The organism is Herminiimonas sp. GW821-FHT09C12 (assembly GCF_059416385.1).
Genome location: NZ_JBWKPC010000002.1, coordinates 182689 through 192100, shown reverse-complemented (window position 1 = coordinate 192100; position 9412 = coordinate 182689). Strand labels below are relative to the sequence as shown.

General features: G+C 52.1%; 10 protein-coding genes and 1 tRNA gene. 6 read left to right on the top strand and 5 right to left on the bottom strand.

All coding sequences use genetic code 11. The annotated features are described in order from the left end of the window. Positions 1-43: 43 nt before the first annotated feature. Positions 44-119, bottom strand: a tRNA-Ala gene (locus AC07N2_RS10815). 65 nt (positions 120-184) lie between these two features. Next, on the bottom strand, positions 185-1588 hold the full coding sequence (gltX, locus tag AC07N2_RS10810) for a glutamate--tRNA ligase (protein WP_494778288.1): 1404 nt from the start codon (positions 1586-1588) through the stop codon (positions 185-187). 224 nt (positions 1589-1812) lie between these two features. Between gltX and metG the strand changes: the two genes are divergently transcribed. Further along, the gene (metG, locus tag AC07N2_RS10805) at positions 1813-3948 is read left to right on the top strand and encodes a methionine--tRNA ligase (protein WP_494778287.1); all 2136 of its coding nucleotides are present in this window, start codon (positions 1813-1815) and stop codon (positions 3946-3948) included. Between the two features lie 26 nt (positions 3949-3974). Next, entirely contained in the window at positions 3975-4454 is a 480-nt protein-coding gene (locus AC07N2_RS10800; protein WP_494778286.1) for a GNAT family N-acetyltransferase, read from the top strand. A gap of 92 nt (positions 4455-4546) precedes the next feature. On the opposite strand, the gene AC07N2_RS10795 is transcribed toward AC07N2_RS10800, so the two are convergent. After that, positions 4547-5110 carry a TetR/AcrR family transcriptional regulator gene (locus tag AC07N2_RS10795; protein ID WP_494778285.1) on the bottom strand — a complete coding sequence of 188 codons (564 nt, stop codon included), beginning with the start codon at positions 5108-5110 and terminating at the stop codon, positions 4547-4549. A gap of 145 nt (positions 5111-5255) precedes the next feature. Between AC07N2_RS10795 and AC07N2_RS10790 the strand changes: the two genes are divergently transcribed. Beyond that, positions 5256-6056, top strand: coding sequence for an SDR family NAD(P)-dependent oxidoreductase (locus tag AC07N2_RS10790; RefSeq protein WP_494778284.1), 801 nt, complete (start codon positions 5256-5258; stop codon positions 6054-6056). 211 nt (positions 6057-6267) lie between these two features. Here AC07N2_RS10790 and bamE read toward each other — a convergent pair whose 3' ends face one another. After that, complete coding sequence (bamE, locus tag AC07N2_RS10785; RefSeq protein WP_494778283.1) at positions 6268-6765, bottom strand: outer membrane protein assembly factor BamE domain-containing protein; 498 nt, start codon at positions 6763-6765, stop codon at positions 6268-6270. 189 nt (positions 6766-6954) lie between these two features. On the opposite strand from bamE, the gene AC07N2_RS10780 reads away from it, so the two are divergent. From AC07N2_RS10780 to panC, 3 genes are all read left to right on the top strand, one after another. Continuing rightward, positions 6955-7167 carry a DUF3460 family protein gene (locus AC07N2_RS10780; protein WP_076591911.1) on the top strand — a complete coding sequence of 71 codons (213 nt, stop codon included), beginning with the start codon at positions 6955-6957 and terminating at the stop codon, positions 7165-7167. Between the two features lie 21 nt (positions 7168-7188). Further along, positions 7189-8046, top strand: a complete 858-nt coding sequence (locus tag AC07N2_RS10775; RefSeq protein ID WP_076593979.1) for a segregation and condensation protein A — start codon at positions 7189-7191, stop codon at positions 8044-8046. Between the two features lie 82 nt (positions 8047-8128). Continuing rightward, on the top strand, positions 8129-8968 hold the full coding sequence (panC, locus tag AC07N2_RS10770; RefSeq protein WP_076591912.1) for a pantoate--beta-alanine ligase: 840 nt from the start codon (positions 8129-8131) through the stop codon (positions 8966-8968). Between the two features lie 23 nt (positions 8969-8991). On the opposite strand, the gene AC07N2_RS10765 is transcribed toward panC, so the two are convergent. After that, a complete protein-coding gene (locus AC07N2_RS10765; protein ID WP_494778282.1) occupies positions 8992-9369 on the bottom strand; it encodes a PilZ domain-containing protein in 378 nt (125 codons plus the stop codon). Positions 9370-9412: the final 43 nt, after the last annotated feature.

Genomic DNA, 9412 nt, shown 5'->3' with positions numbered 1-9412 from the left:
CAGAAACCTGTCCATACTGACCTTGTACTACTCTGCACTTTGCTGGTGGAGGTAAGCGGGATCGAACCGCTGACCTCTTGCATGCCATGCAAGCGCTCTCCCAGCTGAGCTATACCCCCTCTTGCGCAGAAGCGAGATTATAGCAAAGCCTTTCTCTCTCTGTAAATGCCCTTTTGCAAAAATATTAAAGATATTTTGCAAGACGCGCTAAGACGACCTCACGACCGAACAATTCAACCACGGCATCGATCGATGGTGTTTGCAATTGTCCTGTGATCAGCAAGCGCAAAGGCATGGCCAATTGCGGCATCTTTAACTGATGTGTAGCCAGCACTTCTTTCAGTGCAACGGACAATGCTTCCTTGCTCCACGTCACTGTCTTCAATTGATCTGAATATTGCGCAAGCGCTGGTTTGATCGCATCGGTTACGTGTTGCGTCAACAATGCTGCATCAGGTGCGGGCTGACGATAGAACAACATGGCTGTAACAGCCAACTCATTCAATGTCTTGACGCGCTCTTTCATTAAAGCGATGACCGCTGGCAGATCAGGCGCAGGATGTTCGGACGGCGCAAACTGCGCACCCAGACTTTCCATCATCGGCTTGATCAATCCAGCCAGACGTGTGTTGTCTGCTTGCTTGATATAGTGATTATTTATCCAGTCGAGTTTTTCCGGATCGAATTGCGCAGGCGATTTAGTCAAATGATCCAGATCGAACCATTGCGTGAACTGTTCCATAGAGAACACTTCATCGTCACCATGGCTCCAACCCAAGCGCGCCAAGTAGTTCAGCATTGCTTCCGGCAAATAACCTTGTGCCGGATAATCCATCACGCTGACAGCGCCGTGACGTTTCGATAACTTCGCACCATCGGCACCCAAGATCATCGGCAAGTGACCGTAATGCGGTAACTCTGCACCTAACGCTTTCAGAATATTGATCTGACGTGGTGTGTTGTTGACATGATCATCACCGCGTATGACGTGCGTGATCTTCATATCCGAATCATCGACTGCCACGCAGAAGTTGTAAGTCGGTGTGCCATCAGGGCGTGCAATCACCAGATCGTCCAACTCGCGGTTGGAAATCGTGATCTGACCTTTGACCACATCCAGCCAGGTCACATCGCCTTCAGTCGGATTACGGAAGCGTACAACCGGTTTGCGATCAGCGGGAATCTCCGGCAAGGTTTTGCCAGCTTCAGGACGCCAGGTACCGTCGTAGCGCGGCTTTTCGCCGGCAGCGCGTTGGCGTTCGCGCATTGCTTCGACTTCTTCTGGCGACGAATAACAATAGTAAGCAGTACCAGCCGTCATCATCTGCGCGATGACTTCGCGATAGCGATCCATGCGCTGCATCTGATAGAACGGGCCTTCGTCATGGTGCAGACCCAACCACTCCATACCTTCGATAATCGCCTGTACGGCTTCCGGCGTGGAGCGCTCAAGATCGGTATCTTCGATACGCAAAACAAAGGTGCCACCAAAGTGGCGAGCATAAGCCCAGGAAAAAAGCGCGGTGCGCGCACCACCAACATGGAGATAGCCGGTTGGGCTGGGAGCAAAACGTGTACGAACTGTCATGGCAAATGAAAACGGCTTTGGAGTGCCAAAGCCGTCCTGTATAAAAACGCTATTTTACCGCGTCGCCACTGGTATGGAACAGCATCAACAGCAATATCGGACACTGACCTATATAGATTACATTCCGGCAATCACATGACTATATATAGCGCATGTCTGCGTCAACCCGCGCGGCACTGCTAAAATTACGTCTTTATTACCTTATTGATCGCAAGCACCGCCTTATGAGTAATCCATCGCCGCGCAAATTGTTCGTTACAACCGCCCTCCCTTACGCCAACGGCGCATTCCATATCGGTCACATCATGGAATACATCCAGGCCGATATCTGGGTACGGTTCCAACGCATGCAAGGCAATCAAGTTGATTTCGTCAGTGCCGACGATGCGCATGGCGCACCTATCATGATCGCTGCAGAAAAAGCCGGCCTCACGCCGCAGCAGTTCGTCGCCAAGATTGCCGCCGGTCGCAAACCGTATCTGGATGGCTTTCATATTACCTTCGATAACTGGCACTCGACTGACGGCCCGGAAAATCATGAGCTGGCAAAACAGGTTTATCTGGACCTTAAAAAAGCAGGATTGATCGCAACCAGAACGGTTGAACAATTCTTCGACCCGGAAAAAAATATGTTTCTGCCGGATCGTTACATCAAGGGTGAATGCCCGAAATGTCACTCCAAGGATCAATACGGCGACAACTGCGAAGTCTGCGCTGCGGTCTATGCGCCGACCGACCTGATCAATCCGTACTCAGCATTGACCGGCTCCACACCCGTGCTCAAAAGCTCGGAGCATTTCTTCTTCTCGCTCTCTGATCCGCGCTGCGTCGCGTTTCTGGAAGAGTGGATCACTGGCAACGACGTCGATGGCAAGCCGCATTTGCAAGTGGAAGTTGCCAACAAGGTCAAGGAATGGTTCTCCGTACGCAGCAATCCTGACGGCACGACTAGCGAAGGTTTGGGCGATTGGGATATCAGCCGCGACGCGCCTTATTTCGGTATTGAAATCCCGGATGCACCGGGCAAATACTTCTATGTATGGTTGGATGCACCTATTGGCTACTTGGCATCGTTGAAAAACTTGTTGGATAAGCGCGGCGAAAATTTTGACGCCTACATGGCTGATCCTGCGCTCGAACAGATACACTTCATCGGCAAAGACATCGTCAACTTCCACACACTGTTCTGGCCGGCGATGCTGAAGTTCAGCGGCCGCAAGACACCTAACAAGGTATTCGTGCACGGCTTCCTCACCGTCAACAACGGCGAGAAGATGAGCAAAAGCCGTGGCACCGGTTTGGATCCTTTGAAATACCTCAGCCTGGGCATGAACCCAGAATGGCTGCGCTATTACCTGGCGAACAAACTCAATGCGCGCAACGAAGACATCGACTTCAATCAGGAAGATTTCATCGCGCGCGTCAACAGCGACTTGATCGGCAAGTACGTCAACATCGCCAGCCGCGCTGCCGGTTTTATCGCGAAGAAATTCGATGGCCGTGTTGTCACCGACTGGGCAACTGCGGACGATGCCTTCATCAGCAAATTGCGCAACGTCGCGCCAGAAATTCAAGCTCTGTATGACCAACGCGAATACGGCAAAGCCCTGCGCGCCATCATGGAGCAAGCCGATGCCATCAACGCCTACGTCGATGCCAACAAACCATGGGAACTGGCGAAAGATCCCGCCAAGAGCGCAGCGCTGCAAGAAGTGTGCAGCCGCTTGCTGGAAGCCTTCCGCATCCTCACCATTTATTTGAAACCAGTCTTGCCTGAATTGGCCAAGCAAGTTGAAGCATTGCTCAACATCGCACCGTTGCAATGGGCTGACGTCAACACGTCGCTGCCAAATGCGCACCAAGTCAATCCATACACGCACCTGATGACGCGTGTAGAACCGAAGATGCTGGATGCCCTGTTCGATATGCCTGCAGTTGTGAATGCAACCGTGGACGTACCTGCATCAGCGACAGCTAATGGCGAAGACACCAACGGTCACGCCATCGAAACACTCGCACCAGAAATCAAGATCGATGATTTTGCAAAAATCGATTTGCGCATTGCCAAGATCGTCAATTGCGAACACGTCGAAGGCTCGGACAAATTGCTGCGTCTGACGCTGGATGTGGGCGAAGGCCGCTTGCGCAATGTGTTCTCCGGCATCAAGTCCGCCTACAAACCGGAAGACTTGATCGGCAAGCTGACCGTGATGGTTGCCAACCTCGCGCCACGCAAGATGAAGTTTGGTATCTCGGAAGGCATGGTGCTCGCCGCTTCTGCCGCTGATGAGAAAACCAATCCTGGCATCTACATCCTGAATCCATGGCCAGGCGCTGAGCCGGGCATGCGCGTCGGCTAAGGGACGCGACCAAGCTGGATGACGCCATGAGTATGCAGATTCGTGAAGCAACACTGCAAGATGCGCAACTGATCGCTGATCTGACGCGTGCAGCGTGGGCTGGCAAGGTTGCAGCCAGCTCCAGTGGTCATCGCGAAACAGCAGAAGCCGCCAGCTATCATTTGCAAATCGGTGGTGGATTTATTTTGCTGATCAACGATCAAGCTGTTGGCTCGGTACGCTGGTTACCGCTACCCGATCAGCCCGGCACATGGGAAATGCTGCGTATGAGTGTGTTGCCCGCTTATCGCGGCGCAAACTTGTCGCAGCAATTAATTGAAGCAGTGATACGGCAAGCTTGCCTCGAAGGTGTAACAGAACTCCGGCTGGCAGTACGTGCCGATCAACCACGCTTGCTCGATCTGTACTCTGCGTACGAATTTGAAGAAGCGCCTGAGCTGGAATACACACACGCCAATCCGCTGGAAGCTGCACCTACCGTCATGCGGCGCATACTCAAATCCTGAGTCACATATTGAAGGCCAGGATTACTCAAGGGCATAATTTCCAAACGGCCGTGATCGTCATCTGATGATCACGGCCGTTGACATAGTGAGCCTTACTTTTTCGCTTGCGTTTTATCCAGCCAGGCCAGCGTATCGTTCAATACTTGATCGGATAAATCCTGGTCATCAACCAGACGTGACAGCATCACGGCACCGACCATCGCAGCCCATGCACCGACCGCCGCCTGCCGACGTTCAAACGCGGTTTTACCCGGCGCGGTCTGACTAAAATTTTCAATTCGATGTCTCACGCTATCGGTCAGCGTATGACGTGTGGCATCCGAAGCGCGTACCGCCTCCGTTCCCAGACTGGAGAACACGCAACCAAGTCCAGGATTATCGCGGTGCTCGCTACTCAGGTAGTGAGTAGCAAAATCCATCATATCCAGCACAGGCGCATCTTCCGCACGGAACGGTGCCAGCGCATGCGTGCAAGTCTGCGCAATCAAATCATCTTTTGAAGCAAAGTGACCATAGAAGGCACCGTGCGTCAGCCCGGCCGCTTTCATGATTTCGGCCACTGTCACACCTTCAAAACCACGCTCGCGAAACAGCGTAGCAGCGGCGTCGAGTACCGCCTGTCGGTTCTCGGCAACCTGTTCCCGACTGATTTTCATGGCAACTCCTTAATTATTCAAATTCGCCTTCAAATTAATGCTTGACATTATACATTACCATCATCATGATTACATTCATTATAATCATCATGATTAAATAATTAGTTGTTTTACCTTCTTTGTAGCCCCACACCAAGGAATCAACATGAACCAGAAGACCCGCGATACCCAAGTAACAACAGTCCTGATCACAGGCGCATCCACCGGCATAGGCGCAGTGTATGCAGATCGCCTCGCACGCCGCGGCCACAATTTAGTCCTGGTAGCACGCAATGGCGCACGCATGGAAGCATTGGCCGCTACCCTGCGCAAGGAAACCGGCGTTGACATCGAGATCATCGTGGCCGACCTGACCAAGCCAACCGATCTGGCAAAAGTGGAAGCTCGTCTACGCGAGCAACGCGATGTAGGCATCCTTATCAATAATGCCGGTGCTGCCGCACCCGGCGGCTTTGAAACCTCGGATGTCGAAGCACAAGACAATCTGATCAAACTCAATGTCACCGCCCTGACCCGCCTCGGTGCAGCCGTCATCCCGCGCTTCCTCGCTCAGGGACAAGGTGCGATCGTGAATATTGCATCGGTAGTCGCAGTGGCACCGGAACTACCACTTGGTATGTATGGCGCGACCAAAGCTTATGTCCTGGCTTATTCGCAAGCACTGCAGAACGAACTCGGTGCGCGCGGCCTTTATGTGCAAGCCGTGTTGCCAGCCGCAACCCGCACAGAAATCTGGGAACGCTCGGGACGCGATGTCGAACAGTTGCAGGGTGTGATGGAGGTCGATGAGATGGTCGATGCAGCGCTGGTAGGTTTTGATCGCGGCGAACTGATCACGATCCCGTCTTTACCTGATGTTGCGCAATGGGATGCCTTCAATGCTGCACGTCAGGCCATGTTGCCTAACCTGCCGCAGGAACATGCAGCTGCACGCTATCAAATCTGATCCCACAGTAACCTGCATCGTATTGTCTGTTACGGATACTCGCTGTGCCTAACGCACCATATGCGTAGTACAGCGAGATCACAAAGCCGCAGCACAATGAAACCGTTGAAACTCTCGTTCCATCTGTGCCTAGTCAACGCTTTCCGCGATTACGATGACAGCAAGTTTTGCCAGGATTTGACCATCGCACTGAGCGAATCAGATACAGCAATCAACCATAGACAGGATCGGATACTGAAGTGCTGGTGACCTTGCCGCTGCCAATGTCGAAATGCACATTGAAGAAGCGCTCGGTAGCAGGTCCCTCCAGATAGCGCCAATCCCAGACTTCTTCGCTCTTCAAATTGAACTTGCCGACGGTGCGTGGCCGGCCCAGCTTGCGCCGCACTTCATCCCGACTCATGCCGACTTTGATCGTCGCAAAATTTTCTGCAGTTAATACCTGCGTGTAGTCGAGCAACTTGCCTTGCGTATCGATATCGACCATATAAGTACGATGACCAGCCGGACCTTTCGGATATTCCAGCGTACGTATACCGCTCTCTTCTTCCCAGGTAATTTCCGGCTCGCCCATCGCGCTGCGCACATCAGCTTCGGTCGACACGCCTTTCGTCAATTTTTCCAAACCAAACTCCGCTCCAGTGTGATCACAACCCAACATCAGCAAACTACAGAAGAAACCCAATAAGCCACGCATCATTTTTCTCATTCTTGTCTCCTATTAGCGATGAGCCAGGATTTTTATTGCCTAAAACACATTCCAGAAACAGAAGTATCGCATTGATGCTAGCAAAATGATGCCGGATTGACATATCTGAGACACTTGCCTTTTCCTTGAAGGAATCACTGATAGACGATGTAAAATAGCGTCTGAATCCACCTTGTTGCCAATTTATCCATGAAACTTAGCAAACAGCACTCTAATTACCAGTCCGAAGCCACCCAGTTCATCGCCTCCTTAAAAGAGAAGAATCCGAATCTGGAAGCATCCCAGCTCGCCGGTCGTGCCCTGCTGTGGGATAAAAGCCCGATCGATCTGGAACAGCAAGCACGCAATCTGGCATCGCACGTCGATCAACAAGCTTACCCGTATCAAAACAAAGTCCGGTAAATGAGCAAAGGCCCGAACACGATGCTGGCGCACTTGCCTTCCAGTGCGCCTGATCTTGTAGTCGATGGCAGACCGGATACCACGCCGGATGTCATTGATGGCGTTGCTTATGCACGCTTGTACGGCGAACCCTTGTTCCGCATGCCGACGGATTTGTATATTCCGCCGGATGCACTGGAAGTCTTTCTCGAAGCATTTGAAGGCCCGCTCGATCTCTTGCTGTATCTGATCCGCAAGCAGAACTTCAACATCCTCGATATCCCGATGGCGCAGGTTACCAAGCAGTACCTGCAATACGTCGATCAAATCCGTCTGCACAATCTCGAACTCGCTGCTGAATATCTGCTGATGGCAGCCATGTTGATCGAGATCAAATCGCGCATGCTGCTGCCAGTACGCAAGGCAGATACGGGCGAAGAAGCCAGCGATCCGCGTGCTGAACTGGTGCGCCGCCTGCTCGAATACGAACAAATGAAACTCGCGTCGCAGCAAATCGATGCCCTGCCACAACTGGGCCGCGATTATGTGCGCACGCAAATTTACATTGAACAAAACACCGTCACACGTTGGCCGGAAGTAGAAGTCGTTGATCTGCAAGCCGCGTGGGCAGACTTGTTGAAGCGCGCGAAACTGACCGCGCATCACATGATCAGCCGTGAAGAATTATCGGTGCGCGAACACATGACCGCTATTCTGCGTCGTTTGCAATCCAGCAAATTTGTTGAATTCGCCGATCTGTTTGACCCAACGCGCGGCGTGCCTGTCGTGGTGGTCAACTTTGTCGCCTTGCTCGAGCTGGCGAAAGAAACGCTGATCGAGATTACGCAAGCCGAACCATTTGCGCCTATCTACGTGCGACTGGCCTACGCGCCAAGTTAATCGACACTTTTCATTTCAGATTACTCATTTTCTCCGTTACCGCACGCGTCACTATGCGGCAACCATTCACTAAGACAGATTTATGAAGATCATCTCTTGTATCGAAGAATTGCGCGACCATTTGCGCGGCCAGTTACGTACCGCTTTTGTACCGACCATGGGCAATTTGCATGACGGTCATTTGTCCCTGATGCGTCTGGCACGCAAGCATGGTGATCCGGTCGTCGCATCGATCTTCGTCAATCGTCTGCAATTCGGCCCTAACGAAGACTTCGACAAATATCCGCGCACTTTCCAGGCTGACGTAGAAAAACTGGAAAAAGAAGGCGTCTACATCCTGTTCGCACCAACGGAAAAAGATCTGTATCCGGAACCGCAGGAATTCCGTGTACAACCGCCTAACGATCTGGGCAATACGCTGGAAGGTGAATTCCGCCCTGGCTTCTTCACCGGTGTCACAACGGTAGTATTGAAATTGTTCTCGTGCGTGCAACCTAGCGTTGCGGTATTCGGCAAGAAGGATTATCAGCAACTGATGATCGTGCGGAATATGTCCAAGCAATTTGCATTGCCTACGGAAATTATCGCAGCCGATACTTATCGCGCGGAAGATGGCTTGGCCTTATCGTCGCGCAATATGTATTTGTCGGCGGAAGAGCGCGCAGAAGCTCCGGCTTTGTTCCAGAGTTTGAATGCAGTGGCCAATGAAGTACGCAGCGGCCATCTGGATATTTTCCAGTTGGAGCGACAAGCGATGGCAGACTTGAGCAAGCGTGGCTGGAAGCCTGATTACATCTCCATCCGCAAGCAAAACAATCTGCAACCACCATCAGCCGGTGATATGGCGCAAGGTGAAAAACTGGTGGTGCTCGCCGCGGCAAAATTGGGCGCAACGCGCTTGATCGACAATCTGGAAATCTGATTTTCCTGCCTGCAGTTGAATGCTCAGCCCAAGTCCCGCACGGCAAGGGCCGAGCATGTAGCAATGATTTTCTGCAATTGTTGCTGATGTGATTCCACACGACCGTCTATGTATAAGCTGGTACGAAATCCTTCAGTGCCAGCCAACGTGCAGCAAACTGCCGTACAAGAAAATTTGAGCTGAACGACGCGAGCGCCAAGCAAAGCGTCAAGTACGACGGAACAAGACTCTCCTGTCTTGATCGGCACAGCACTCATCACACCCATACCGTGCGCAGAGACATCCAGAGTATGAATGGGTGTCGTCATTTTCCCGGTTGTCATCAAGCCCCGACGACGAAATACATAACGCCGCTCTTGCCGCCTGGATTCTTGCTGCGTCAATTGCACATGCGTATTCATGACAGCACTTTCTCCAAAATGAGTCAGTGCTGCCATGCTACGC

Coding starts and splice junctions, on each gene's coding strand:
- AC07N2_RS10775 (WP_076593979.1), top strand. CDS start 7,189: ATGCTGGCGCACTTGCCTTCCAGTGCGCCTGATCTTGTAGTCGATGGC.
- gltX (WP_494778288.1), bottom strand. CDS start 1,588: ATGACAGTTCGTACACGTTTTGCTCCCAGCCCAACCGGCTATCTCCAT.
- panC (WP_076591912.1), top strand. CDS start 8,129: ATGAAGATCATCTCTTGTATCGAAGAATTGCGCGACCATTTGCGCGGC.
- metG (WP_494778287.1), top strand. CDS start 1,813: ATGAGTAATCCATCGCCGCGCAAATTGTTCGTTACAACCGCCCTCCCT.
- AC07N2_RS10795 (WP_494778285.1), bottom strand. CDS start 5,110: ATGAAAATCAGTCGGGAACAGGTTGCCGAGAACCGACAGGCGGTACTC.
- bamE (WP_494778283.1), bottom strand. CDS start 6,765: ATGAGAAAAATGATGCGTGGCTTATTGGGTTTCTTCTGTAGTTTGCTG.
- AC07N2_RS10765 (WP_494778282.1), bottom strand. CDS start 9,369: ATGAATACGCATGTGCAATTGACGCAGCAAGAATCCAGGCGGCAAGAG.
- AC07N2_RS10780 (WP_076591911.1), top strand. CDS start 6,955: ATGAAACTTAGCAAACAGCACTCTAATTACCAGTCCGAAGCCACCCAG.
- AC07N2_RS10800 (WP_494778286.1), top strand. CDS start 3,975: ATGAGTATGCAGATTCGTGAAGCAACACTGCAAGATGCGCAACTGATC.
- AC07N2_RS10790 (WP_494778284.1), top strand. CDS start 5,256: ATGAACCAGAAGACCCGCGATACCCAAGTAACAACAGTCCTGATCACA.